This is a genomic window from Ancylobacter sp. TW_SC_1, from assembly GCF_056836805.1.
The window spans coordinates 100892-126896 of the sequence record NZ_CM166365.1 but is presented as its reverse complement, the minus strand read 5'-3'; the positions used below and the strand labels follow the sequence as shown (position 1 = coordinate 126896).

22 protein-coding genes, 1 other RNA gene and 1 riboswitch are annotated in these 26005 nt (G+C 69.1%); of the genes, 11 read left to right on the top strand and 12 right to left on the bottom strand.

Annotation, left to right across the window (positions count from 1 at the left end; translation table 11 throughout):
- Window positions 1-22 precede the first annotated feature (22 nt).
- Both AC1PZ7_RS00585 and AC1PZ7_RS00580 read left to right on the top strand, forming a co-directional pair.
- The gene (locus AC1PZ7_RS00585) at window positions 23-3433 is read left to right on the top strand and encodes an acyl-[ACP]--phospholipid O-acyltransferase (protein WP_482357581.1); all 3411 of its coding nucleotides are present in this window, start codon (window positions 23-25) and stop codon (window positions 3431-3433) included.
- On the top strand, window positions 3430-4047 hold the full coding sequence (locus AC1PZ7_RS00580) for a TetR/AcrR family transcriptional regulator (RefSeq protein ID WP_482357580.1): 618 nt from the start codon (window positions 3430-3432) through the stop codon (window positions 4045-4047). The genes AC1PZ7_RS00585 and AC1PZ7_RS00580 overlap by 4 nt, the downstream gene beginning before the upstream one ends.
- A gap of 136 nt (window positions 4048-4183) precedes the next feature.
- Here AC1PZ7_RS00580 and AC1PZ7_RS00575 read toward each other — a convergent pair whose 3' ends face one another.
- The 8 genes from AC1PZ7_RS00575 to AC1PZ7_RS00540 form a co-directional block, all read right to left on the bottom strand.
- Window positions 4184-4504 (bottom strand): YbaB/EbfC family nucleoid-associated protein, encoded by a 321-nt coding sequence (locus AC1PZ7_RS00575; protein ID WP_482357579.1) that lies wholly within the window; start codon window positions 4502-4504, stop codon window positions 4184-4186.
- Between the two features lie 13 nt (window positions 4505-4517).
- Window positions 4518-6521: a DNA polymerase III subunit gamma/tau gene (locus AC1PZ7_RS00570; RefSeq protein ID WP_482357578.1), complete on the bottom strand. Its 2004-nt coding sequence runs from the start codon at window positions 6519-6521 to the stop codon at window positions 4518-4520.
- A 195-nt stretch (window positions 6522-6716) separates the two neighbouring features.
- Window positions 6717-6814: signal recognition particle sRNA small type (gene ffs / locus AC1PZ7_RS00565), an RNA gene on the bottom strand.
- A gap of 92 nt (window positions 6815-6906) precedes the next feature.
- The gene (locus AC1PZ7_RS00560; protein WP_482357577.1) at window positions 6907-7131 is read right to left on the bottom strand and encodes a DUF4287 domain-containing protein; all 225 of its coding nucleotides are present in this window, start codon (window positions 7129-7131) and stop codon (window positions 6907-6909) included.
- 149 nt (window positions 7132-7280) lie between these two features.
- Window positions 7281-8444, bottom strand: coding sequence for a class C beta-lactamase (ampC, locus tag AC1PZ7_RS00555; RefSeq protein ID WP_482357576.1), 1164 nt, complete (start codon window positions 8442-8444; stop codon window positions 7281-7283).
- A 30-nt stretch (window positions 8445-8474) separates the two neighbouring features.
- Window positions 8475-9428 (bottom strand): prolyl aminopeptidase, encoded by a 954-nt coding sequence (pip, locus tag AC1PZ7_RS00550; protein WP_482357575.1) that lies wholly within the window; start codon window positions 9426-9428, stop codon window positions 8475-8477.
- Between the two features lie 52 nt (window positions 9429-9480).
- Entirely contained in the window at window positions 9481-10533 is a 1053-nt protein-coding gene (locus tag AC1PZ7_RS00545; RefSeq protein ID WP_482357574.1) for a linear amide C-N hydrolase, read from the bottom strand.
- A gap of 111 nt (window positions 10534-10644) precedes the next feature.
- Window positions 10645-11847, bottom strand: coding sequence for an MFS transporter (locus AC1PZ7_RS00540; protein ID WP_482357573.1), 1203 nt, complete (start codon window positions 11845-11847; stop codon window positions 10645-10647).
- A 222-nt stretch (window positions 11848-12069) separates the two neighbouring features.
- Here AC1PZ7_RS00540 and AC1PZ7_RS00535 point away from each other — a divergent pair, with 222 nt between their 5' ends.
- Window positions 12070-12492: an HIT domain-containing protein gene (locus tag AC1PZ7_RS00535; protein ID WP_482357572.1), complete on the top strand. Its 423-nt coding sequence runs from the start codon at window positions 12070-12072 to the stop codon at window positions 12490-12492.
- Window positions 12489-13487 carry an NAD(+) diphosphatase gene (gene nudC / locus AC1PZ7_RS00530; protein ID WP_482357571.1) on the top strand — a complete coding sequence of 333 codons (999 nt, stop codon included), beginning with the start codon at window positions 12489-12491 and terminating at the stop codon, window positions 13485-13487. Before AC1PZ7_RS00535 ends, nudC begins: the two co-directional genes overlap by 4 nt.
- A 175-nt stretch (window positions 13488-13662) precedes the next feature.
- Here nudC and AC1PZ7_RS00525 read toward each other — a convergent pair whose 3' ends face one another.
- Window positions 13663-14781: a 2'-deoxycytidine 5'-triphosphate deaminase gene (locus AC1PZ7_RS00525; RefSeq protein WP_482357570.1), complete on the bottom strand. Its 1119-nt coding sequence runs from the start codon at window positions 14779-14781 to the stop codon at window positions 13663-13665.
- A 105-nt stretch (window positions 14782-14886) separates the two neighbouring features.
- A riboswitch (SAM riboswitch) is annotated at window positions 14887-14967 on the top strand.
- A gap of 47 nt (window positions 14968-15014) precedes the next feature.
- On the opposite strand from AC1PZ7_RS00525, the gene AC1PZ7_RS00520 reads away from it, so the two are divergent.
- The 5 genes from AC1PZ7_RS00520 (at window position 15015) to AC1PZ7_RS00500 (ending at window position 20777) form a co-directional block, all read left to right on the top strand.
- The gene (locus tag AC1PZ7_RS00520) at window positions 15015-16223 is read left to right on the top strand and encodes an O-succinylhomoserine sulfhydrylase (RefSeq protein WP_482357569.1); all 1209 of its coding nucleotides are present in this window, start codon (window positions 15015-15017) and stop codon (window positions 16221-16223) included.
- Window positions 16224-16414: 191 nt separating this feature from the next.
- A complete protein-coding gene (apaG, locus tag AC1PZ7_RS00515; protein WP_482357568.1) occupies window positions 16415-16807 on the top strand; it encodes a Co2+/Mg2+ efflux protein ApaG in 393 nt (130 codons plus the stop codon).
- 142 nt (window positions 16808-16949) lie between these two features.
- Window positions 16950-18401: a TrkH family potassium uptake protein gene (locus tag AC1PZ7_RS00510; protein ID WP_482357567.1), complete on the top strand. Its 1452-nt coding sequence runs from the start codon at window positions 16950-16952 to the stop codon at window positions 18399-18401.
- A 114-nt stretch (window positions 18402-18515) separates the two neighbouring features.
- Window positions 18516-19679, top strand: a complete 1164-nt coding sequence (gene argE / locus AC1PZ7_RS00505) for an acetylornithine deacetylase (RefSeq protein WP_482357566.1) — start codon at window positions 18516-18518, stop codon at window positions 19677-19679.
- A gap of 189 nt (window positions 19680-19868) precedes the next feature.
- Window positions 19869-20777, top strand: a complete 909-nt coding sequence (locus AC1PZ7_RS00500) for a hypothetical protein (RefSeq protein WP_482357565.1) — start codon at window positions 19869-19871, stop codon at window positions 20775-20777.
- A gap of 23 nt (window positions 20778-20800) precedes the next feature.
- On the opposite strand, the gene AC1PZ7_RS00495 is transcribed toward AC1PZ7_RS00500, so the two are convergent.
- The 3 genes from AC1PZ7_RS00495 to AC1PZ7_RS00485 form a co-directional block, all read right to left on the bottom strand.
- A complete protein-coding gene (locus AC1PZ7_RS00495) occupies window positions 20801-21835 on the bottom strand; it encodes an Hsp33 family molecular chaperone (RefSeq protein WP_482357564.1) in 1035 nt (344 codons plus the stop codon).
- Between the two features lie 118 nt (window positions 21836-21953).
- Complete coding sequence (gene argF, locus AC1PZ7_RS00490) at window positions 21954-22901, bottom strand: ornithine carbamoyltransferase (protein ID WP_482357563.1); 948 nt, start codon at window positions 22899-22901, stop codon at window positions 21954-21956.
- Complete coding sequence (locus tag AC1PZ7_RS00485) at window positions 22898-24106, bottom strand: acetylornithine transaminase (RefSeq protein WP_482357562.1); 1209 nt, start codon at window positions 24104-24106, stop codon at window positions 22898-22900. Before AC1PZ7_RS00485 ends, argF begins: the two co-directional genes overlap by 4 nt.
- A gap of 414 nt (window positions 24107-24520) precedes the next feature.
- On the opposite strand from AC1PZ7_RS00485, the gene AC1PZ7_RS00480 reads away from it, so the two are divergent.
- Together AC1PZ7_RS00480 and AC1PZ7_RS00475 are read left to right on the top strand one after the other, a co-directional pair.
- The gene (locus AC1PZ7_RS00480) at window positions 24521-25030 is read left to right on the top strand and encodes a GcrA family cell cycle regulator (RefSeq protein ID WP_482357561.1); all 510 of its coding nucleotides are present in this window, start codon (window positions 24521-24523) and stop codon (window positions 25028-25030) included.
- Between the two features lie 103 nt (window positions 25031-25133).
- On the top strand, window positions 25134-25898 hold the full coding sequence (locus AC1PZ7_RS00475) for a M48 family metallopeptidase (protein ID WP_482357560.1): 765 nt from the start codon (window positions 25134-25136) through the stop codon (window positions 25896-25898).
- The last annotated feature ends 107 nt before the right edge of the window (window positions 25899-26005 follow it).

Sequence of the window (26005 nt, the reverse complement as noted above, 5' to 3'; positions counted from 1 at the left end):
GGCGCAAGAGGGAGGACCGGCGATGTTCACGCGGCTGATGACGGCGCGGCGCTTCGCGCCGCTGTTCTGGTGCCAGTTCTTCGCCGCGTTCAACGACAATTTCGTGAAGAACGCGATGGCGCTGCTGATCCTCTACGGCATCGCCCATGTGAATGGCGGCGCGCTGGTGACGCTGGCCGGCGGCGTGTTCATCCTGCCCTTCTTCCTGTTCTCCAGCCTGGGCGGGCAGCTCGCCGACCGCTACGACAAGTCGCTGATCGCCCGGCGGGTGAAGTTCGCCGAGATCTGGATCGTGCTGATCGCCAGCGCCGGCTTCGTGATGCAATCCATTCCCGTGCTGTTCATCGGCCTGTTCCTGATGGGCACGCTGAGCGCGCTGTTCGGGCCGGTCAAATACGGCATCCTGCCGGATCATCTGGCCAAGGACGAACTGGTCTCCGGCAATGCGCTGATCGAGATGGCGACCTTCGCCGCCATCCTCGGCGGCACGGTGGGCGGGGCGCTGGCCTTCACCCATACCGGCGAATGGGCGGTGGCCGGCTTCACCTTCGTGCTGGCGGTGATCGCGTGGCTGTCCGCGCGGGCGATCCCGCGCACCCTGCCGGGGGCGCCGGACCTCGTCATCGACCGTAACATCTGGCGCAGCACGATGACGCTGCTGTCCGACATTCGCGCCGAGCGGCCGATCTGGCGCGGTGCGCTGATCGTCTCGTGGTTCTGGCTCGTCGGCGCAGTGGTGCTCTCGCTGCTGCCGACGCTGGTGAAGGAGAATATCGGCGGGCTGGAGAGCGTGGTGACGCTGTTCCTCGTGCTCTTCACCATCGGTGTCGCCATCGGCTCGACGCTGGCGGCCAAGCTGTCGGAAGGGCGGATCCTGCTGGCGCTGGTGCCCGCCGCCGGGCTGCTGATGGGCGTCTTCGCGATCGACCTTGCCTTGCTGACCAGCTCGCTGACGCCATCGGCGCAGCCGCTCGGCTGGTACGCCTTCGTGACCTCGAGCGCCGGCATTCACGCAGCCATCGGGCTGGTCGGCCTTGCCGCCGCGGGCGGCGCCTTCGTGGTGCCGACCTTCGCCTTCATCCAGGCGGCGGCCGACGAGGATCGGCGCGCCCGGGTGATCGCCAGCAACAATGTGCTGAACGCCGCCTTCATGGTCGCCGGCGCGGTGGTCGTCGCCGGGCTCCAGTTCGCCGGCTTCGGCGCTCCGGCGCTGCTGGGGGTGATCGGCGTGGCGAGCCTCTTTGCAGCGCTCCTCGCCGGCCGTGCCTTCCAGGGGCAGGTGCTGCGCGACCTGATCAAGCTGGTGTTCCGGGTGCTGTTCCGCGTCGAGGTGACGGGGGCCGAGCATCTGAAGGCGGCGGGGCCTGGCTCGGTCATCGCCATCAACCATGTGAGCTTCCTCGATGCGCCGCTGATCATGGCGCTGCTCGACAACGACCCGGTGTTCGCCGTCGACCGCGCCATCGCCGAGGCCTGGTGGGTGAAGCCCTTCCTCAAGCTGGTGCGGGCCTTCCCGCTCGATCCCACCCGGCCGATGGCGACGCGCGACCTGATCCGCCAGGTGCAGCAGGGCGAGCAATTGGTGATCTTCCCCGAGGGCCGCATCACCGTCACCGGCTCGATCATGAAGATCTATGACGGCTCGGCGCTGATCGCCGACAAGGCGGACGCGTCCGTCGTGCCGGTGCGCATCGAGGGGCTGGAGCAGACCTATTTCTCGCGGCTCGACAGCCACCAGACGCGCAAGCGCCTGTTCCCCAAGGTGCGCGTGACCATCCTGCCGCCGCGCAAGCTCAAGGTCGACCGCGAACTGCTCGGCCGCAAGCGCCGGCGCGCGGCCGGCGCGGCACTCTACGACGTGATGAGCGACCTCGTCTTCGAGACCAGCCATACCGGGCTCACCGTCTATCAGGCGGTCGAGGAGGCGGCGGTACGGCTCGGCATGGGACGCATCGTGCTGGAGGACCCGCTCGGCACGATCCTGTCCTACCGCAAGCTGCTCGTCGGCGCGAAGATCCTGGGCGCCAAGCTGGCTGCCGAGACCGCGCCCGGCGAGAAGGTCGGCGTGCTGCTGCCCAACGCCGCCGGCATCGCCGTGGTGCTGATGGGGCTCTCGCGCCATGGCCGCGTGCCGGTGATGCTCAACTACACCGCCGGGGCCACCAACCTCGTCACCGCCTGCAAGGCGGCAGAGGTGAAGCTGGTCGTCGCCTCGCGCGCCTTCGTCGAGAAGGCCCGACTGGAAGCGGAGGTCGCTGCGCTCGAAAAGCATGTGCGCGTGCTGATGAGCGAGGACATCCGCGCCTCCGTCACCACCCCGGACAAGATCAGGGCCATGCTGCCCTTGCCCGGTCCGACACCGGCCGACCCGGACGAGCCGGCCTTCGTGCTGTTCACCTCTGGCTCGGAGGGCACGCCCAAGGGCGTGGTGCTCTCCCACCGCAACATCCTGACCAATGTCGCGCAGGTGGCGGCGCGGATCGACTTCTCGCCCGCCGACATCATGTTCAACGTGCTGCCGGTGTTCCACTCCTTCGGGCTGACCGGCGGGCTGGTGCTGCCCATGGTGTCGGGGCTGAAGACCTATCTCTACCCCTCGCCGCTGCACTACCGGATCATCCCGGAGCTGGTCTACGCCAGCAACGCCACCGCCATCGTCGGCACCGATACCTTCCTCATGGGTTATGCCCGCACCGCCAATCCCTACGACTTCCGCTCGCTGCGCTTCGTGGTGGCCGGCGCCGAACCGGTGAAGGCCGAGACGCGGCGGGTGTGGATGGAGAAGTTCGGCCACCGCATCCTCGAAGGCTATGGCGTGACCGAATGCGCGCCGGTGCTGGCGGTGAACACGCCGATGTTCAACCGCGTCGGCACGGTCGGGCGGATGCTGCCGGGCATCAACCACCGGCTGGAGCCGATGGCCGGCATCGAGGAGGGCGGGCGGCTGCAGGTGCACGGGCCGAACGTCATGCTCGGCTATCTGCGCGCCGAGGCGCCGGGGCTCATCGAGGCGCCGGAAATGGGCTGGTACGACACCGGCGACATCGTCGCCATCGACGAGGAGGGCTTCGTCGCCATTCGCGGCCGGGTGAAGCGTTTCGCCAAGATCGCCGGCGAGATGATCTCGCTCGCTGCGATCGACACCATGGTGGCTGCGCTGCGGCCCGATGCCGAGCATGTGGCGGTGGCGGTGCCCGACGCGCGACGCGGCGAGCGCATCATCCTGCTCACCACGGCGGCCGACCTCACCCGCGCGGCGCTGCAGGCGCACGGCCGCGAGCATGCCGTGACCGAGCTGATGATCCCCGCCGAGATCCTGCGGATGGACGAACTGCCGCTGCTCGGCTCTGGAAAGGTCGACTTCACCAAGGCGCGGGTCCTGGCGCTGGAGGCCATCGCTGCGCGCGGCGCGTCGGTCGGAGACAGTGCATGAGCACGCCGCCGCGCACCGCACAGCGGGCAGGCGCGGCTCGGCGGGGCCGCGACGGCGCGGACACGCATGCGCGCATCGAGACGGTCGCGCTCGCCCTCTTCGCGCGGAAGGGCGTGGCCGGCACCTCGGTGCGCGACATCGCGCAGGGCGTGGGGGTGAGCGAGGGCGCGCTCTACCGCCATTTCGCCTCCAAGGACGAACTGGCGCGCGACCTGTTCCTCAGCCGCTACGCGGTGCTGGCGAGCGAGATCTGCGCCGTCGACGACCGCGAGGCGGAGCTCGCCGCCAAGCTGCGCGCGGTGGTGGCGTTAGCGTGCCGGCTATTCGATGCGGAGCCGGCGCTGTTCGCCTATCTGCTCATCCACCAGCATGAGTATCTCACCCATGTTCCGGAGGGGCCGCAGGCCAATGTGGTGGAGGCGGTGGTGCGGCTGATGCGCGGCGCAGGCGTCGCGCCCGAGCGTGCCGGGCTCGCCACGGCGATGGCGCTCGGCTGCGTGGTGCAGCCGGCGGTGTTCGCGCTCTATGGCAGGATCGAGGGGCCGCTTATCGCGCAGGCGGAATCGATCGCCGATGCGGTGCTGGGGATCGTGGAAACGGCGCGGAAGGGCTGAGGGCTCTCATGCCCGCCCCCCCGTTATCCCGGCTCTCGCTGCGCTCGGCCGGGATGACGGGGAAGAACGCGGGATGCGGGAGGCAGGCCCCCACCCGGACCTCTCCGCGCGAGGAGAGGGGGGGGGCGGCGCCCGCTCAGAACAGCTTGAGGCCGGGCGGGATCGGCAGGCCGGCGGTGAGGGCCTGCGTCTTCTCCTGAACCAGGCGCTCGCCCTTGGCGCGGGCTTCCGCATGGGCGGCGACGATCAGATCCTCGAGAATCTCCGCCTCGTCGGGATTGAGCAGGCTCGGATCGATGCGGATGGCCTTGAGTGCGCCCTTGGCGGAGAGGCGCACCGTGACCATGCCGCCGCCGGCGGCGCCGTCGACCTCGATGGTCTCGAGCTCGGCCTGCATCTCCTCCATCTTGGACTGCATCTCCTTCACCTTGGACATGATGCCGAGAAGGTCTTTCATTCGGGGCTCCTCATCAGAATTCGATTTCGTCGTCCGGGCCGGGGCCGTCGTCGCGGGCGGCCATTAGCTCGGCGTCGTTCATGAGCGCGTCGTCCGGCTCGTCGCTGGCGAGGGTGCGCACGTCGACGATGGAGGCGCCGGGAAAGCGCGCCAATGCGGCGGCGACGAGCGGATCGGCGCGCACGCCGGTCATCATCGCATGGCGCTGGGCGGCGACCTTCTCGGCCAGCGTCGGCTCGCCCTCCTCGCGCGACAGCGCCACCAGCCAGCGCCGGCCGGTCCATTCCGAGAGCTTGGACTGCAGTTCCTGGATCAGGTTGGGCGAGCCGCCGGGGGCGAGCGCCACCTCTATCTTGCCGTCCTCGAAGGCGACGAGGCGGATATGGTGTTCCAGCGCGAATTTCAGCTTGAGGTCGCGTCGGGCGGCGGCGAGCGCCACGAGGTCCTCGAAACTGGCGATCTGCGCGCCCGGCGCCGTCTCCGGCTGGGCGGCGGGCGCGGCCGCGGGGCGGGGATCGCTGCGCGCGGCGACCGAAAGGTGGCTGGCCGCGCTAGGGACGGAAGACGGGGCGGTCGCCGGCGCGGCGAAGGCGCGCGGCGCGGTGGCCGCCATCGCCGAGGCGCCGCCGCCTCCACCGCTGCTCGCCATCGTGCCGCCGGACATCGTGGCTCCGCCCGGGGAGCCGCCGCCACCGCCGGAGGGCCGACCGGCCGGCGCGTCCGGGGCGCCGTCGCGCAGGCGCCGCAGCGCCTCGTCCGGCGTCGGCAGGTCGCTGGCATAGGCGAGGCGCACCAGCACCATCTCCGCCGCCTGCATCGGCTTGGCCGCCTGCTGCACCTCGGCGAGGCCGCGGGTCAGCATCTGCCAGGCACGGGCCAGCACCCGCATGGACAGGCCGCGGGCGAAATCGCGCCCACGCGTGCGCTCAGCCTCGACCAGCGCGGCATCCTCCGCCGTTTCGGGCAGGATCTTCATGCGGGTGACGAGATGGGTGAACTCGGCGAGGTCGGCGATCACCACCGCCGGGTCGGCGCCGGAATCGTACTGCTCGCGCAATTCGGTCAGCGCCTGGCCGATGTCGCCCTTCATCAGCGCCTCGAACAGGTCGATGACGCGGCCGCGGTCGGCGAGGCCGAGCAGCGCGCGCACCTGCTCGCCATGCACCATCCCGCCCGCCGACTGCGCGCCGGAATGGGCGATGGCCTGATCGAGCAGGGACAGCGCGTCGCGCACCGAGCCCTCCGCCGCGCGGGCGACCAGGCTGAGCGCCTCGGCGTCGATGCCCACGCCTTCGGCCGCGCAGATGGAGCTGAGGTGGCGCGCCAGCGTGCCGGCCTCGACCCGGCGCAGGTCGAAACGCTGGGTGCGCGAGAGCACCGTGACCGGCACCTTGCGGATCTCGGTGGTGGCGAAGATGAACTTCACATGCTCGGGCGGCTCTTCCAGCGTCTTCAGCAGCCCGTTGAAGGCCGCCGTGGAGAGCATGTGCACTTCGTCGATGATGAAGACCTTGTAGCGCGCCAGCACCGGCTTGTAGCGCGCCGCCTCGATGATCTCGCGGATGTCGCCGATGCCGGTGTTGGAGGCGGCGTCCATCTCCTGCACGTCGACATGCCGGCTCTCGATGATGTCGCGGCAATGGCGGCCCAGAACGGGCATATCGAGGGTCGGCGCGCCGCCGCCGGCTGGTCCGTCGGCCGGCTCGTAATTGAGCGCGCGGGCGAGGATGCGGGCGGTGGTGGTCTTGCCGACGCCGCGCACGCCGGTGAGGATGTAGGCCTGCGCGATGCGGCCGGAGGCGAAGGCGTTCTTCAGCGTGCGGACCATCGCCTCCTGGCCGATCAGGTCGGCGAAGGTCTGCGGCCGGTATTTGCGGGCGAGCACGCGATAGGGCGCGTCGGGCGCCGGGGCGGCGGCCGGCACGGCGCCGAGGCCGGGAGCCGGGCCGAGGTCGAAGCCCGGCCCGTCGTCCGGCGTGTGCGTCAGGTCGGGCGTGTCGGGGGTGTCCGCGCTCATGCCCCCTTCATAGCATCGCGAGGGGACGCTGAGGCAACGCCGCGATGACGCGCGGGGGGAAAAATCCGGGGAAGCTGGGGCGGAACAGCACGGCGCGCGCCCCATGCGGCGGCCGGCATGGCCGGCACGCGTGCGGCGCCTCGCCTGCGGCCTTGCGGCGGAACAGCGCGGCGCACGCGGAAATGCGGGGGAAAGGGTGGGAGGCTGGACAGAGACCCGATCCGGGCTCGTTGGGGCTGCTTCCTTCCGGACCTGACCCGGTTGGCGAGTGGCTCGTCCACCGCCAACCTCCCACTGACTATATCGGACAGATGGGCCGGGGATGCAAGAGGATGAGAAGGGCGTGGGCACCAGCGCGCAGGCCGACCTCGCGCGCGGGCTCGTGCTAGGCGCCACCCTCGGCGCCGTCCTCGGCAAGTGTATGGGCGATAACCGCACTGGCGTGGCCGTGTCCCATGCCATGCTGTTCCTTCAGCAGGGCGACGAGTTCCATATGTTTGGCGGGGCGCGCCGCGCGCACCAGCGCCTTCCATTCGGCAATCGGCCGGCCGTATGTCTTCTCGATGGACGGAAAATAGGAGGCGGGGCCCCGGGTCGTCGTGTCGCTCATGGGGGGAGTGGATACGGGCCGAAACGGGCTGTCAATGTCGGCAGCCTTTCGCGCGGCCCGAAGACCACGCCCGAACGTTGGGGCGCGCGGAGCGGCCTCCGGTTCATCCGGCCGGGCGGCGAAGGGCGCGTGAGGCGGCGGGGCGGGGCCTAGCGGTCCAGCAGCCCCGCCACCAGCGCGTAGACCGCCTTCACCCGCTCCTCATTGGGGTAGTTGCGGTTGGCCAGCACGACGACGCCGAGCTTTGCCGCCGGCAGCATCACGACATAGGCGCCGAAGCCGTTGGTGGAGCCGGTCTTGTTGATGAACGCGTTCGGCGCCGGCGGCGAGGGCGGGGCGAGCTTGGTGATGGCCTGCGGCTTCATCGCCATGTCGAGCGAATTGCCCTTGAGCAGCCGGTCGAGACCGACCGGCCAGGGATAGCGCTCCCAGACCATCTCCTGCACATAGGAGGCCGTCTCGAAATAGCCGGTATGGGTGCGCGCGAGGGCTCGGGTCATCTCCGGCGCCAGCTTGCCCACGCCCATATTGGCGTCGAGGAAGGCGAGCATGTCGAGCGCGGTGGACTTCACGCCATAGGCCTCCGGCGCCAGCAGCGCCGGAGTGACGCGGGCCGGCTTGTTCGCCTTGGTGTATCCCATGGCATAGCGGTCCATGGCGGCGGCCGGCACGTCGATAAAGGTGCTCGTCAGGCCCAGACGCGGGAAGAGGTCCTCCTGGGCGGCGCGGGGGAAGTCCATGCCGAGCGCGTTGGCGGTGATCAGCCCGAGCACGCCGATGCTGACATTGGAATAGGCGCGGCGCGTGGCGGGCGGCGCGGCCGGCTTCCACCCGGCGAGCCACTCGACCAGTTCCTTCTCGTTGCGGATGCCGTCGGGAAGCTGCAGCGGCAGTCCGCCCGTCGCATGGGTGGCGAGGTCAAGGGGGGTGAGGGCGCCGAAGGGGGTGCCCTCAAGCCGGGGCGCGTCGGTGGCCAGAGGGGCGTCGAGGTCGAGCTGGCCGCGTTCGGCCGCCAGCGCGGCGAGGGTGACGTTGAAGGTCTTGCTGACCGAGCCGAGCTCGAACAGCGTGTCGCCATCCACCGGCTTTCCGCCCTTGCGCGCGGTGGTGCCGATGGCGAGGATCTCGTGCTGGCCGTTGCGGGTGATGCCGACCACGAGGCCGGGAATGTCGTTGGCCTTGGCCAGCGCGGCGAAGATGGGCGGCGCCACCTTGCCGAAATCGGGCATCTCCCGCGCTCGTGCCGGCAGCACCGCCGCGCCGAGCGGCAACAGGGCGGAGGCGAGAAGAGCGCGGCGGGAAAGAGCGGTCATGGCGGGCTCCCTGTCCGGATCGCTCCGGCTTTAGCGGGCGAATGTGTCCGTCGCGCGGATGAGGTGGTCGAGAATGCCGGGCTCGGAATAGGCGTGGCCGGCACCCTCGACGAGGTGAAACTCGGCGTCGGTCCAAATCTTCGACAGCTCCCAGGCATAGCGCGCCGGGCACGGCATGTCGTAGCGCCCATGCACGATGACACCGGGAATGCCCTTGAGCTTGTGGGCGTCGTCGAGCAGCTGACGCTCGCGCAGCCAGGCATTGTGGACGAAATAATGGTTCTCGATGCGGGCGAAGGCGAGGGCGAAATGCCCATCGCTGAACGCCGCTGTGAAGGCCGGGTCGGGCAGCAGGGTGATCGTCTCGCCCTCCCAGATCGCCCAGGCCTTGGCCGCCTCCAGCTTTGCAGCCTCATCATCGCCGGTGAGCAGGGCGCGATAGGCGCGGATCGGGTCGGCGCGCTCGGCCGCGGTCTTCAGCGGTCCGAGGAAGCGCTCCCATTTGTCGGGGAACATCTCGCTGACGCCGAAGCGGTAGTACCAGTCGAGCTCGGCCTTGGTCAGCGTGTAGACGCCGCGCAGGATGAGCTCGCTCACCCGCTCGGGATGGGTCTGCGTATAGGCCAGCGCCAGCGTCGAGCCCCAGGAGCCGCCGAATACCTGCCATCGGTCGAAGCCGAAGGTCTCGCGCAGCCGCTCTATGTCGGCGACGAGGTCCCAGGTGGTGTTGTGCTCCAGCTCCGCGTGGGGCGTCGAGCGCCCGCAGCCGCGCTGGTCGAACAGGATCACCTCGTAGCGGGCGGGATCGAACAGCGAGCGATGCGCGGGTGAAATGCCGCCGCCCGGCCCGCCATGCAGGAACACGGCGGGCTTGCCGCCTTTCGTGCCGGCGCGTTCCCAATAGATGGAGTGGCCGTTGCCGACCTCGAGCATCCCGCTCTCGAAAGGTTCGATCGGCGGGTAGAGGGTGCGCAGTTCGCTCATGAAAGGGGCCGTGCGTCAGGGGGCGGGGCGCCAGCCGGGGCCGACTCACCCGCTAGTCTACCCCCATGAAGCGCAGCGGCGCTGCTTCCTTGAAATCGACGGTGGCGTCGCCGTCATAGGTGATGTCCTGGCTGGGGCCAAGCTCCAGCTTCTTCACCTTGCCGGTCTCGGCCGAGAAGTCGATCTGTCTGAGGTCGACCCAGAAGGTGTTCGGCGTCAGCGCGGATTCGAAGAAATAGATGCGCCGCTTGTGGTCCACCGCCGAGCGCCAGCGCGTGGAGGAGACATAGGGTGCGTCCGGCGAGGCGAGCCCGTAGGGCACGGAGACGTTGCGGATGACGCTGATGGCGGCGGCCACCGCCTTGTCCGGCTCGGGCTGCTGCGCCACCGCTGCGACGTAATAGGAGGCGCGTACGAAGCGGTCGGCGGCGCGGTTGGTGCCGGGCAGCATGGCGCCGCCGATCTCCTTCCAGTAGCTCGCAAGGGCAAGCTGCTGGTCGAAGCTCGGCGAGTTGGTCATCACCTGGTACTGGCGGCCGTGGTGGATCACCTGCTTGCCGTCGAGATATTCGACCACGGCGCTGTCGCCGGTGGGATCGGAGAGCGAGAGATGCAGCGTCGCCAGCGTCTCGCCGTCCGGCAGGTTCGCGGTGCGCACCACGAAGGGCTGCTTCTCCAGCGCCGCCACTGCCTCGGCGACGGTGGCGAAATTGTCGAGCATGTACTGCGCCCACAGCGCGATGGAGAGCGCGGGCGTCTTGCCGTCATAGGCTGGATAGGCGGCTTCGGTGAGCCACAGCACGTTCGCCGCCAGCCCGGCCTCGTTCACCCCGTCGGCGGTGGAGATGTCGAAGCCGGAGGCGATGACGCTGCCATATTTCGACGTCCACGACACCGAGTTCGGCCCTGCCTCGCCGCTGCGCGTGACACCGCGCGGGAAGATCCAGAGATTGGTGAGGATGTCGGTCTTCCAGTCCATCGACCGGGCGGTGACGATGTTCTGGTCCGGCCCGAGATAGACCAGCCTCGTGCAGGCGAGGGCAGGGCTCGCCGCCAGGATGCCGGCAAGGGAGAGGGAGAACAGGCGGACGAGGCGGGAGGTCATGGGCGGTTCCTCTGGCGCCTCCCCTCAACGGACGGCGATGCCGCCATCAGGCCGCGCCGTGCCGTCGTGTTCAAGAGGACAATCCCTTAGGCGGCGATCCGGACGGCGCCGTCACGACACCCGCGCGCCGCGCAGGCTTGGCAGAAACCAGGCGAGCAGGCCGAAGGCCGGCAGGAAGGCGCAGACCTGATACACCGCGTCGATGCCGTGGCGGTCGGCGAACAGGCCCAGCGCCGCCGCCGCCAGCCCGCCGAGACCGAACACCAGCCCGTAGAAGAAGCCGCCGATGAGGCCGATGCGGTGCGGCATCAGCTCGATCGCGTAGACGAGGATGGCGGCGAAGGCGCTCGACATGATGAGGTTGATGATGATCGTCAGCACGCCGGTCCAGAGCAGGCCGGCATAAGGCAGCATCACGGTGAAGGGCAGCGCGCCGAGGATCGAGAACCAGATGATCTTGTTGCGGCCGATGCGGTCGCCCAGCATGCCGCCGAACAGCACGCCCGCCGCCGAGGAGGCGAGGAACAGGAACAGCATGAGCTGCGAGGTCTGCACCGACACGTCGAAACGCTCGATCAGGTAGAAGGTGTAGAAGGAGGTGAAGCTCGCCGTATAGGCGGTCTTCGAGCACAGCAGCAGGATGAGGATCGCCAGCGGGAAGGCGACCTCGCGGAATGCCTTGTGCGGCACCTCCGCCTCGCCCTGATGGCCCGGCCGGCGGGCTGGCACGGCGAGCGCCTGGTGGCTGGCGGTCCAGGCCAGCAGCGGCATGGCGAGCAGCGCGGCGGCGCAGAACCAGGCGAGGCTGGTCTGGCCGTTCGGCACGATGATGAAGGCGGCGAGCAGCGGGCCGATGGCGCCGCCGGTCTGCCCGCCGACCTGGAACAGCCCCTGTGCGAAACCGTGCCGCCCGCCCGACGCCTTGCGGGCCATGCGGGTCGCCTCGGGGTGGAAGATCGACGAGCCGATGCCGACGCAGGCGGCCGCCAGCAGCAGCAGCGGATAGCTGCCGGCATAGGCGAGGCCTATGAGCCCGACCAGCGTGAAGCCCATCCCGGCGACGGTGGAATAGGGCAGGGGGTGGCGGTCGGTATAAAGGCCGATCAGCGGCTGCAGCAGCGAGGCGGAAATCTGGAAGGTCAGCGTGATGACGCCGATCTGGCCGAAATCCAGCGCATAGGCGGTCTTGATGATCGGGTAGATCGCCGGGATCAGCGACTGCATCATGTCGTTGAGCAGATGCGCCGCGCTGAGCGCGACCAGCACCGGCATGGCGGTGCGGCGCACGGTGTCGGCGGGGATGTTCAGGGTCATGGCACTTCGCTTCGGACACGCGTCGCATCGGCGTGGGGCGGCACTTGGCCACCCTCGCACCGATGCCATCACTACGGCAAAGCGCGGGAGCGGACAAATGCCGCCGACGAGAATCCGCCCCGACCGCACATCGTGGCGGAGGCGATGGCGGGAGGCGCGCGGCGGGGCTATAGCTAGGGTGCGCCCGCAGCTCGGCCGGGCATGGGGAGCCCGACCGCGACGATGAGCGACGCCTCTGCCTTCCTGCTCGATCCACGTCTCGAAGCCGACACCTTCCCGGTGCTCGACCTGCCGCTCGCCAGCGTGCGGCTGATGGACGATTCCCGCTTTCCCTGGCTGATACTGGTGCCGCGCCGGCCGGGCCTGGCCGAGCTGATCGACCTCGACGGCGAGGCGCGCGCGAGGCTGACCGCCGAGATCGACACGGCGAGCCGGGCACTGAAGACGTTGACCGGATGCGACAAGCTGAACGTCGCCGCGCTCGGCAACATGGTGCGCCAGCTCCACATCCACGTCATCGCCCGCTTTGCCGGCGACGCCGCCTGGCCCGGCCCCGTGTGGGGGGTGGGCGAGCGCAGGACCTATGCGGCGCCACAGGCGATGCTGCTGGTGGCGCGGCTGCGCGAGGCGCTGGGCACGGCATGAGCGACGCATCGACCGACGCCACGCTGGGGTTGTGGCCGCATCTCGGCTACACCGGCTCGCGCCTCGACCGCGCCAGCCTGCGGCGCGGCGAGATGGAGTATTTCCTGCGCGATCCGCGGGCGCAGGCCTGCCTGATCGCCGGGGAGAGCATCGTTTTGCGCCGCAAGCGAGGCGTTGTCGCGGGACTGGAAGACGGCTCGGATTCCTGCGGGGCGCTGTTTCCGCTCGAGGAAGCCGTCGCGCTCGGCGGACGCGCGGGCGAGGCGTGCCTGCTGGGGCTCAACGGCGACGTGCCGCATCTCGTGCTGCCGCTTCCCGTCGCTGCGCTGGGGGTGATCACCGAGCGGCCGGATGCACGGCCCGACCTCCTCGTCATCGACCTGCGCGCCATCGCCGTGCGCGAACTGGTGAGCGCGGAAGAGATCGGCCAGCTCGCCACCGCCAAGGCGATGCTCGCCTGGCATGCGCGGCGGTCCTTCTGCTCCAATTGCGGCGGCACGCTCGCCATGGCCGAGGCCGGCTGGCGGCGCGAATGCCCGCACTGCGGCGCGCAGCATTTTCCGCGTACCGACCCCGTCGTCATCATGCTCACCGTCGACGGCGACGACTGCCTGCTCGGCCGTTCCGCCCGCTTCGCGCCGGGCATGTGGTCGTGCCTCGCCGGCTTCGTCGAGCCGGGCGAAACCTTCGAGGATGCCGTCCGGCGCGAGACCATGGAGGAGGCGGGCGTCGCCACCGGCGCGGTGCGCTATCTGTGCTCGCAGCCCTGGCCGTTCCCGATGTCGGTGATGATCGGCTTTCACGCGCTGGCCACCTCGCGCGCCATCACCCTCGACCCGAACGAGCTGGAGGGCGCGCGCTGGTTTTCCCGCGACGAGGCGCGTCTTCTCCTCACCCGCACGCATCCGGACGGCCTGATCGCGCCGCCGCGCATGGCCATCGCGCATCATCTGCTACGTGCGTTCGTCGAAGGCAAAGACCCGCCGGTGGGGTGAGGGGGGCGTAACGCCTGACGAGCCCCCCTCTCTCGGGAGGACGGAGGTCCGCGGCGAACGAGCCGTCATCCCGGCCGAGCGTAGCAAGAGCCGGGATCGCGCGTTCGTTGCCTTTCCGGGCAGCAATCCCGGATCGACCTCCGGCTGTCCGGGATGACGGCTCAAGCCGGCCGCCTCACTCCCGCGTCCACGGCTTGAAATGCTTGGAGAGCTTCAGGCCCTGCGCCTGGTAGTTGGAGCCGAGGCCCTCGCCATAGAGCATCGTCGGGCGCTCCAGCATGCGCTCATAGACCAAGCGGCCGACGATCTGGCCGTCTTCCAGGATGAACGGCACCTCGCGCGAGCGCACTTCCAAAACGGCGCGGGCGCCGGTGCCGCCGGCGGCGTCATGGCCAAAGCCGGGATCGAAGAAGCCGGCGTAATGCACCCGGAACTCGCCGACCAGCGGATCGAACGGCACCATTTCTGCCGCATGGCCGGGCGGCACATGCACGGCCTCCTTGGAGGCGAGGATGTAGAAGGCGTCGGGGTCGAGCACCAGTTCGCGCCGGCCGCGCGTCACCAGCGGCTCCCAATAATCCTCGACCTCGCAGGCGGCGCGCCGGTCGACGTCGATGACGCCGGTATGGCGCTTGGCGCGGAAGCCGAGCAGGCCGCCGAAGCCCTCGCCCGAGAGATCGACGCTCACCGCGATGCCGCCGCCGGCGACGTCGGCCTCGGCGGCGTCGACCAGACGCTCGGTGGCGTTGAGCGCGGCGAGTTCCGCCTCGCCGAGCCGCGCGTCGCCGCGCCGGAAGCGGATCTGCGACAGGCGCGAGCCCTGCCGCACCAGGATGGGGAAGGTGCGCGGGCTGATTTCGAGATAGAGCCTGCCCTCATAGCCGGCGGGAACGATGTCGAAGGCGCGCGAGCGGTCGGCGATGACGCGGGTGAATACGTCGAGCCGGCCGGTGGAGCTTTTCGGATTGGCCGAGGCGGCGATGTCGGAGGGGAGTGCCAGCGCCTCTTCCAGCTCGACCAGATAGACGCAGCCGGTTTCCAGCACCTCGCCATCGGTGAGGTCGAGCCTGTGCAGGGCGAGCCGCTCCAGCCGGTCGGCGACGGTTTCGCCCGGGCCGGGCAGGAAGCTGGCGCGGATGCGCCAGGCGGTCGGGCCGAGCCGCAGGTCGAGGCTTGCCGGCTGCACCTGATCGGTGTCGAAGGGACGGCGGGTAAGGATGGCGCCGCGCGCCGCCAGCGCCTGGATGGCATGGCCGGGCAGGATCCCCTCGCCGGCAAGACCCGAGAACGCCATGCCTGAATCCGCCACGCCCGTCGCTCCGCTGATGATCGCTTGCTCAATCGTGTTGTTCGCTTTACCGGACGCGCCCCTTGACGCCAAGCCGCGCGCGGGAGTAATTCCGACCTACGTGGTCATTTGAGCCGGCCGGCTTGCCGCCACGCTAAATAAGGTTGCTAAAAAGGTCGGGGCCGCGCAGCGCAAGCGCGTGGGCGTTCCCGGTCTATGCGAGATACCGGAGCCGCCCGATGACCGACAATAACAAGCTTTCCCCCGCCGATATCGCCGCCCTGAGGCCGGATACCCGCCTCGTGCAGGGCGGCATCCTGCGCTCGCCCTTCGGCGAGACGTCGGAGGCGCTCTACCTGACGCAGGGCTATGTCTATGACACAGCGGAACAGGCGGAAGCGCGCTTCAAGGGCGAGGACCCCGGCTTCATCTATACCCGCTATTCCAACCCGACGGCGGCGATGTTCGAGACCCGCCTCGCGCTGCTGGAAGGCGCGCAAGCGGCGCGCGCCACCGCCTCCGGCATGGCGGCGGTGACGGCGGCGCTGCTGTGCCAGCTGAAGACCGGCGACCATGTGGTGGCGGCCCGCGCCCTGTTCGGTTCCTGCCGCTATGTCATCGAGGAATTGCTGCCGCGCTTCGGCATCACCTCGACGCTGGTCGACGGTACCGACCTTTCCGCGTGGAAGGCGGCGGTGCGGCCGGAAACCAGGGTGTTCTTCCTGGAGAGCCCGACCAACCCGACGCTGGAGTTGGTCGACATTGCGGCGGTGGCGGAAATCTCACGGGTGGCGGGCGCCTGCCTCATCGTCGACAATGTCTTCGCCACCCCGATGCTGCAGAGCCCGCTGGCGCTGGGCGCCGACGTGGTGGTCTATTCGGCGACGAAGCACATTGACGGGCAGGGGCGGTGCCTGGCCGGCGTGGTGCTGTGCTCGGAGAAATTCCTCGCCGATCATCTGCAGACCTTCCTGCGCCAGACCGGGCCTTCGGTCTCGCCCTTCAACGCCTGGGTGATGCTGAAGGGGCTCGAGACGCTGCCGCTGCGCGTCGAGCGGTCGCAGGCGAGCGCGACAACGCTGGCCGACCGGCTGGCGGCGCAGCCCGGCATCACCAAGGTGATCTATCCCTACCGCGCCGATCATCCCCAGCACGCCCTGGCCAAACGCCAGATGCGCGGCGGCGGCACGCTGGTGACGTTCGAGGTCGCCGGCGGCAAGGCGGGCGCCTTCCGCTTCCTCAACGCATTGAAGGTGGTGCGCATCTCCAACAATCTCGGCGATGCCAAGAGCCTGATCACCCATCCGGCGACGACCACGCATCAGCGATTCGCTCCCGAGGCGCGGGCGGAAATGGGCATCTCCGACGGCATGGTGCGGCTCTCGGTCGGGCTGGAGCATGTCGACGACCTGACCGACGACGTCGTCCGCGCGCTGAAGGTGGTGTGAGCGGGCCCGCATCCGCGCCGTCTCACAACCCGCCCTTAGGCCGATGGGGAAGGGCGGGGGCGGGTCAAGGTAGGCTGCAACCATCTGTGCGAAACGCGCCCGTGACCCGGGCCCGCCTTGCCCTCGTGGCATAAAAGCCTTTCATTGGGATGACTTGGGCGACTCAGGGGGGGCGGCAGGGAGGCACGCGCATGTACCGGGCGACGACGAGGGGCGTACAGGTAACGGTGACGCCACGCTTCGCACCCGAGCGTTCGGATCCCGAGCGCAGTCAGTATTTCTGGGCCTACACCATCGAGATCGTGAATCTCGGCGCCGACACGGTGCAGCTCAAATCCCGCCACTGGATCATTACCGACGCGCTCGGCCGGGTGCAGGAAGTGCGCGGCGCCGGCGTGGTCGGCGAGGAGCCGCTGCTGCCGCCGGGGGCGCATTTCGAATATACCAGCGGCGTTCCGCTGCCGACCTCCACCGGCATCATGGAAGGCAGCTACAGCCTCGTGACCCAGGCCGGCGAGGTCTTCGACGCCGAGGTGCCGGCCTTTTCGCTCGACGTTCCCGGCGAAGCGCGCACGCTGAACTGACGCGGGACGACCGGGGCCGCGCCGGCTTCCGGCGGCCCGGCGAAGCAGCTATGGTGACGGCAGCTGGGGTGGCGCGAGCCTCCGGGCCTCCGATCCATCAGCCGCTGAGCGTCCCGCCCGTGCCGAACGGTTTCCTGCTCCCGTGATCGACCTGCGCCCGATCGCCGCGATCCTCGGCGTGCTGCTCGCTATTCTCGGCACGACGATGATGATTCCCGCGCTGGTGGACCTAGCCGCCGGACAGGGCGACTTCATCGTCTATGCCGCCACTGCCGTCATCACCGTCTTCGTCGGTCTGTCGCTCTGGCTGGCGGGTCGGTCGGGCGCGGTCGAGAAGCTCAGCCTGCGGCAGGCCTTCGTGCTCACCACCGCGAGTTGGCTGCTGCTGTCGGTCTTCGCGGCGATCCCCTTCATGTGGGCGGACACCGACCTCTCCTTCGCCCGGGCTTATTTCGAGGCGATGTCCGGGCTCACCACCACCGGCGCGACGGTGATCTCCGGCCTCGACCAGCGCCCGCCCGGCGTGCTGATCTGGCGCGCCTTCCTGCACTGGTATGGCGGTATCGGCATCATCGTCATGGCGATGGCGCTGCTGCCGATGCTGCGCATCGGCGGCATGCAGCTGTTCCGCGCCGAATCCTCCGACAAGTCCGAGAAATTGCTGCCGCGCGCAGCGCAGATGGCCAAAGGCATCCTCGCCTCCTACCTGATCCTCTCCTTCGCTTGTGCCCTAACCTATGCCTTCTGCGGCATGAGCGTGTTCGACGCCATTGCCCACGCCATGGCGACGATCTCTACCGGCGGTTTCTCCACGCACGACGCCTCGATCGGCTATTTCCACAGCCCGGCGATCGAATATGCGGCGATCTTCTTCATGCTGTCGGGCTCGCTGCCCTTCGTGCTGTATGTGCGCGTTCTGGCCGGCGATTTCAGCCGCATGTTCGCTAATCCCGAGGTGCGGCTGTTCCTGTCGCTGGTGGTGCTGTTCAGCCTGCTCTCGACGGTGCAGCAGGTCAGCGGCGGCATCGCCGACGGCGAGACGGCGCTGCGCCATGCGATGTTCAGCGTCGTGTCGGTGATGTCGACCACCGGATTCGTGGCGGTGGATTTCGGCCAGTGGGGCCCGCCGACTGAGGCCCTGTTCTTCATCCTGCTGTTCCTCGGCGCCTGCACCGGCTCGACCGCTGGCGGCATGAAGAGCTTTCGCATCGCCATCCTCGGCTCGGCGCTCAAGCAGCACCTCAAGCGCGTCATCTACCCCAACGGCGTGTTTCCGGTGCTCTATGGCGGCAAGCCGATCGGCGACGACGTGGTGGCCTCGGTGCTGTCCTTCGCCTTCCTCTATCTCGCCAGCTTCATGGTGATCGGCATCGTCATCAATGCGCTTGGCTACGATCTCATCACCGCCTTCTCTGCCTCGATCACCGCGGTGGCCAATGTCGGACCGGGGCTCGGCCCGGTGGTCGGCCCTTCGCAGAACTTCGCCGCCCTGCCCGAGAGCGTGATCTGGCTGCTGTCCTTCGGCATGCTGATCGGGCGCCTGGAGCTGTTCACGGTTCTCGTGCTGTTCCTGCCAAGCTTCTGGCGGCGCTAGAGCCTTCTCCGACAGGGGGAATCGCTTGGATATTCGTCGTGCCGGGGCGACATCCGGTTGGGCCGTGCAGCAATCCCCCTTATGGTGGGGGCTCAATCGACACGAGGATCTTCCATGCTGGCCGGACAGACGACGACCGAGGAACTGCTTGCCTATCTGGTCGCCTTCGACACGACGAGCCGGAACTCGAACCTCGACCTCATCGCCTTCGTGCGCGACTATCTCGCGGCGTTCGGGATCGAAAGTGTCACCGTGCCGAGCGAGGAGGGCGACAAGGCCAGCCTGTTCGCCACTATCGGCCCGGCCGGCATCGGCGGTGTCTGCCTTTCCGGCCATTCCGACGTGGTGCCGGTGGACGGCCAGCCCTGGACCTCCGCGCCCTTCACCCTGACGCCGAAGGACGACCGGCTGTACGGGCGCGGCTCCTGCGACATGAAGGGCTTCCTCGCCTGCTGCCTCGCCATGGTGCCGGACATGCTGGCGGCGAGGCTCTCGACGCCGATCCACCTGCTCGTCTCCTATGACGAGGAGATCGGCTGCACCGGCGTGGTGCCGGCGGTGCGCCGGTTGGGCGTGGATCTGCCGCTGCCGCGCGCCTGCATCGTCGGCGAGCCGACCTCCATGCGGGTGGTGGACGCGCACAAGTCCGGCATCGCCTATGTGACCACGGTGAGGGGCCGCGAGGCGCATTCCTCCATGCCGCAGCTGGGCGCCAACGCCATCTTCGCCGCCGCCGAGCTGATCGGCGAGCTCGACCGCACCCGCGCCGAGCTGATCGCGCTGGGCGACCCGTCCGGCCGCTTCGATCCGCCCAACACCACCGTGCAGGTGACGGTGGTGCATGGCGGCACGGCCGGCAACATCGTGCCGCGCGAATGTGCCATACGCTGGAATGTGCGCGGCCTGCCGGGCTTCGACGAGAATGCCCTGCTCGACCGTTTCGAGCGCTTCGGCCGGGAGGTGGTGCTGCCGAAGCTGCGCGAGAGCGCACTGGAAGCCGACATCGTCACCGACTTCATCTACAAGGTGCCGCCGCTCGGCCCCCAGACCGGTTCCGAGGCGGAACTTCTCGCGCTGCGCCTCGCCGGGCAGAACCGCACCTTCGCGGTCTCCTACGCCACCGAGGGCGGGCATTTCCAGGCGCAGGGCGTGCCGACCATCATTTGCGGGCCGGGCTCGATCGACCAGGCGCACAAGCCGGACGAGTATATCGAGGTGAGCCAGCTGCGCGCCTGCGAGCGCTTCCTCAAGGGGCTGATCGGGGAATGCGCGGGATAGGCCGCGCTTGCATGATGCCGGCCCGCATGCCCATATCGGTGGGATTACGTACTTCCTGCATCTGATTCATCTTGTCCGCGGACGCGAGCGTCGCGGCGGACATTGTTGCTTGCGCGATTTCGGGTGAGGCCCCGAATTCGTGCGCTTGTGCTTTCCAATGCAAGATAATGACCTAAGGGGGCACGCCACATGAAGACCCTACCCGCCGTCGCTGTGATTGTTACGGCTGTCATCGGCTTCAGCACGGCCGGCCGGGCGGCCGATGCGCCCGCCCCCATGGCGCCGGCGCCGACAGGCACGTCCACCGTGCCGTTCGAGGCGCTTTTCCTCGGCGTCGGCGGGAGCTATGGCTCCACCAGCTTCAACGATCCGTATCTCTATGCGCAGGGCGTTTCCGAGATATCGCAGGGCGGTGTTCCCGTCGCGGTGGGGGCGGCCGGCGGATCCACCTATCCCAGCCTGGGCAGCGATGGGACGCTGGCGCCGATCGTGCAGTTCGGCGGCTTCCGGCACTTCGCCGACAGCAACTGGCTGTGGGGCGCGAAATTCTCCTACGCCTATCTGGACGCCAGCTCGAACGTCGCCAACATCCCCGTGCCGCAGTCCGGCTCATTCAAGAACCTCACCGACGATCCCGTCACCAGCTTCAGCGGCAATGTCGTGGTCCATTCCTATGAGAGCAGGATCACCCACCAGATGAGCTTTGTCCCGTTCATCGGGCGCTCCTTCGAGAAGCTGTTCGTCTATGCCGGCGCCGGCCCGACCCTGTCGCAGGTGGAAACCAACCTCGATGGCGTGATCGGCTTCGCGGCGATCAACGGCACGCATGAGAACATCACCGGCACGCCGAGCAATTTCTCGAGTTCCGAATGGGTGTTCGGCGGCGCCGCCACGATTGGCGTCACCTACTTCCTCGACGCGTCGTGGTTCGTGGACATCAACTACACCTATGCCCGGACCGCGAGCTATGGCAGCTCGTTCTCGGCGCCGTTCTCCAGCTCCTCCGACGGCTATGACGACGTCGGAATCCTGAGCGGCAACTATTCCGGCAGCGTGACGACGCAGGCGGTGGCGATCTCGATCAACCGGGCGTTCTGACGCCCGCGCACCGGGCGGGGCTCCTAGCCTTCGCCCGCCGCCTCGCCCTCGTCGCCCGCTTCCACGATCTCCTCGGCGTTGAAGCCGTAGCTGCGGCCGCAGAACTCGCAGGTGACGGAGATTCGTCCGTCCTCGACCAGGCTCTCGCGTTCCTCGCGCGAGAAATTGCCGAGCACGGCCATCACCCGCTCGCGCGAGCAGGAGCATTTGGCGACCACGCCCTCGGCGTCGAACACGCGCACGCCGCGCTCATGGAACAGGCGGAACAGCAGGCGCTCGCTCGACAGGTCGACATCGACCAGCTCGATGTCCTCGATCGTGCCGACCAGCGACTGCGCCTCGGCCCAGGCATCGTCCTCGATCGCCTCGGGCAGCTCCGTGCCTTCCGGCGCGTCGCCGGGATGCAGGTCGACTGGGCGCACGCGCCCGCCCTCGCTCGGCAGGAACTGCACCATCAGCCCGCCGGCGCGCCAGGACGAGGCGGCGCCGCCGGGACGGACCTCCTCGGCGACGGCGAGGCGGACCCGCGTCGGAATCTGCTCGGACTGGGTGAAATACTGGTGCGCGGCAGCCTCCAGCCCCTCGCCCTCCAGCGCGACGACGCCCTGGTAGCGATTGACGCTGAGACCCTGGTCGATGGTCATGGCGAGGTGGCCGCGCCCGAGCAGCGCGCCGCTGTCGAAGCCGGCGCCGGAGGGCAGGGCCGCCTGCATCGCGTCGAGCCGCTCCATGTCGAAGCGGGCATAGGCGCGCACCTCCTGCGGGGCGGCGAAGTCCACCACCAGCAGGTCGACCGGCCCGTCGGTGCGGGTCTGCAGGATGAAGCGGCCGCTGATCTTCAGGGTCGAGCCCAGAAGCACGGTCAGCGCCACCGCCTCGCCGAGCAGGCGCTTGACCGGCGCGGGATAGTCGTGATGGGCGAGCACCGCGTCGAGGCTCGTGCCGAGGCGCACGACGCGCCCGCGCACGTCGAGCGCGTCGATGTGGAAGGGGGTGACGCGGTCGTCGACCGCATGGGCGGCCGGCGAGCGGTTCTGGGATTCAGGATGTGATGTCATGTTGGCTCCGTCCGCCCATATAGGAGCGCGTTGCAGACTCTGCGAGGGGGCCGGATATGGCAGGGCCCGCGCGAAGGCGGGCCCTGGTCATCCTGTCGCTCGCCGGTCAGGGCCGGGCTCAGTTGCCGGCGCCTTCCAGGCACCAGGCGAGGATGCCCTTCTGCGCGTGGAGGCGGTTCTCCGCCTCGTCGAACACCACCGATTGCGGGCCGTCCATCACCTCGTCGGTGACTTCCTCGCCGCGATGAGCCGGCAGGCAGTGCATGAAGATGGCGCCCGGCGCGGCCCGGCGCATCAGCGCGCCATTGACCTGATAGGGGCGCAGCAGGTTGTGGCGGCGCTCATATTCGGCATCGCCCATCGACACCCAGGTGTCGGTGACGACGCAGTCCGCGCCGTCGACCGCCGCCTCGGCGTCGTGGCCGAAGGTGACGCGCGCGCCGCTGCGCTGCGCCCAGTTCACCAGTGCCGGGCGCGGCGCCAGCTCGGGCGGGGAGGCGACGTTGAGCGCGAAGTCGAAGCGCTGGGCGGCGTGGACCCAGGAGGTCAGCACGTTATTGGCGTCGCCCGTCCAGGCGACGGTGCGCCCCTTGATCGGCCCCTTGTGCTCCTCGAAGGTCATCACGTCCGCCATGATCTGGCAGGGATGGGAGTCGCGGGTGAGGCCGTTGATCACCGGCACGGTGGCGTGCTCGGCGAGCTCCGTCAGCGCGGCGTGGTCGAGGATGCGGATCATGATCGCGTCGACATAGCGCGAGAGCACGCGGGCGGTGTCGGCGATGGTCTCGCCGCGGCCGAGCTGCATCTCCGCGCCGGTGAGCATGATCGTCTCGCCGCCGAGCTGGCGCATGGCGACGTCGAAGGAGATGCGCGTGCGGGTGGAGGGCTGGTCGAACACCATCGCCAGAATTTTGCCGGCAAAGGGCTTCTCGATCGCCACGGCGTGGCGGCGGCTCTTCAGGTCCTTCGAGAAGTCCATCAGGGCGCGCAGTTCGTCGGCCGGCAGCAGGTCGAGGTCGAGGAAGTGCTTCACGGCGCCGGGCGCCGTCCCTTCGGTCGCGCTCATGCTGCCGCTCCCTTCACGGCATCGGCCCGCAGGCCCTGCTCGATCTTCGTGCAGGCGGCGTCGAGCCTCTCGAAGGCCGCGTCGATCTCGCTCTCGCCGATGGTGAGCGGCGGCAGGAGGCGGACGACATTGTCGCTCGCGCCGACGGCCAGCATCGCCTCCTCGCGCAATGCGGTGACGAGATCGGTGTTCGGCACCAGCGTGCGCAGGCCGAGCAGCAGGCCCTCGCCACGCACCTCGGCGATGACCGCCGGATGGCGGTCCTTCAGCTCGGCGAGGCGCTGGCGCAGCCGCGTCGAACTGGCCAGCACCTTGTCGAGGAAGCCATCGGCCAGAACCACGTCGAGCACCGCATTGGCGACGCTCATGGCGAGCGGGTTACCGCCATAGGTTGAGCCGTGCGTACCCGCCGTCATGCCCTTGGCGGCGTCCGCCGTGGCGAGGCAGGCGCCGACCGGGAAGCCGCCGCCGATGCCCTTGGCCACCGCCATGATGTCCGGCGTGATGCCGGCCCATTCATGGGCGAAGAACTTGCCGGTGCGGCCGACACCGCACTGCACCTCGTCGAGGATGAGCAGCAGGCCGTGTTCGTCGCAGAGCTGGCGCAGCGCCCGCAGGAAGGACCACGGCGCGGTGCGCACGCCGCCCTCGCCCTGCACGGGCTCGATCAGGATCGCGCCGGTCTCCGGACCGATGGCGGCCTTCACCGCCTCGAGGTCGCCGAACGGCACCTGGTCGAAGCCGGGCATGGCCGGGCCGAAGCCCTCGAGATATTTCGGGTTGCCGCCGGCGGCGATGGTGGCCAGCGTGCGGCCGTGGAAGGCGCCCTCGAAGGTGATGATGCGGGTGCGCTCGGGATGGCCCTCGGCGTAGTGGTACTTGCGCGCCATCTTGATGGCGCACTCCAGCGCTTCCGCACCCGAATTGGTGAAAAACATGGTGTCGGCGAAGGTCGCCTCGACGAGGCGCGCGGCAAGGCGCTCGCCGCCCTCGATGCGGAAGAGGTTGGACAGGTGCCAGAGCTTGCCGGCCTGCTCGGTCAGCGCGGCCACCAGATGGGGATGCGCGTGGCCGAGCACGTTCACCGCGATGCCGGCGGTGAAGTCGAGGTATCGCGCGCCGTCCTTCGTGAACAGCCAGGCGCCCTCGCCCCGCTCGAAGATCAGGTCGACACGATTATAGGTCGGCAGGATGGGGGTGATCACCTCTCCCCTCCCTCTCTCAACTTGCGGCGCGCCGTGTGGCCTACGCCCGTCCCAAAACGAAACGTGCCGCCCTTGCGGGGGCGGCACCCGATGCTGTGGATTTTATAGAATAGGGGCTTGCGGTCAATATCGCCGTCGCCGATCCCCGCATGGGGCCAGATCAAGTCATTGATCCGACTCAGCTTGCGCGAGCAGTGTTGCAGCGCGGACTCTAGCTGGGGAAAACGATCGTTTCGGACGTGAACCTACTCGCCGCGAGTCTACGCATATTGTAGCCTTCCTCCAGTGAGATACGACATCTCGTGCGGCGGCATTCCTCAAGTGGCGTTTGCGGCGTTTGATCCGGTGGAGTTCGCTTTGCCGGAAGGGTGAGGGATTCCGCCTCCCGGTCGGAAGCGCGAAGGAGGCACAGCGATGAACTGGACGGACGAGCGCGTCGAGCTGCTCAAGAAACTCTGGTCGGACGGGCTCTCGGCGAGCCAGATCGCGGCGGAGCTTGGGGGCGTTACTCGCAACGCGGTCATCGGCAAGGTTCACCGGCTCGGATTGTCCGGTCGCGCCAAGGCGGTCGCCTCGCCGGCGCCACGCCCGCGCAAGCCGCGCCCGGCACCGAGCGCGGCGGCGATGCGCCCCATGGTACAGGGCAACAACGCGCTGGCGCAGGTGATGCGGCCGGTTGCCGAGCCCGAGCCGGAAGTGCTGCCCGATCCGGTCGCCAACGTGATCGCGATGGGCGAGCGCTGCACCATTCTCGACCTGACCGAGTTCACCTGCCGCTGGCCGGTCGGCGAGCCGGGCAAGTCGGACTTCTTCTATTGCGGCAGCCGCACCAAGACCGGTCTGCCCTACTGCGCCTATCACGCGCGCATCGCCTATCAGCCGGTGCAGGATCGCAACCGCCGCCGCGCCGTCGCCGGCCGCTGAGCGACCCGCGCACAACGCGCCGCGTCTTTCGGGCGCATGACGATGGTGGCGCCGGCCGAGCCGGCGCCATAATTGGGACCAACTTTCCCGGCCCGGTCGTCGCATGCTGTTCCGCGCTTCCCAGTCTTCGCGCCACAAGACCCCGGCCGAGCCCGAGCCCGGCCATTTCCGGCTGCGCCTGGCGGCCGAGGAAATCCTTGTCCTGCTGCGCCGCAATCCACGCGCCCGCCGCTACACGCTGAGGGTGCGCGCGGCGACGCGCGACGTGGTTCTCACCATTCCCGCGCGCGGCACGCTGCGCGAGGCGCTCGACTTCGCCGTGCGGCACACCGGCTGGGTCGAGACCCGGCTCGCCCGGCTGCCCGAGCTGGTGAGCTTTACGCCCGGCGCGGTGATCCCGCTACGCGGCGCGCCCCATCGCATCGTCCATCGGCCCGGCGCGCGCGGCACGGTGTGGGCCGAGGCCGAGGAGAGCGAGACGGTGCTCTGCGTCGCCGGCGAGGCGGCGCATGTGGCCCGGCGCCTCGGTGACTATCTCCGGCGCGAGGCGCGCAAGGACCTCGTCGAGGCCGCGCATCGCCACGCGGCGGTGCTCGGCGTTTCCATCACCCGCGTCACCCTGCGCGACACGGCGAGCCGCTGGGGCTCGTGCTCGGGCACGGGCGCGCTGTCGTTCTCCTGGCGGCTGATCCTGGCGCCGCCCTCGGTGCTCGACTATCTCGCCGCGCACGAGGTCGCGCACCGGCGCGAGATGAACCACGGCCCGCGCTTCTGGGCGACGGTGGACCGGCTCTTCCCCGAACGCCATGCCGCCGAGCTGTGGCTGAAGAAGAACGGCGCCGGGCTGCACCGCTACGGGGCGGAGTAGCCGGGACCGTCATCCGTCATCCCGGCCGGCCGCAGGCCGATCCGGGACCGCGTTCCATTGCTGCACACGATCCCGGCTGCGATCCGCCCGGCCGGGACGGCGAAGCG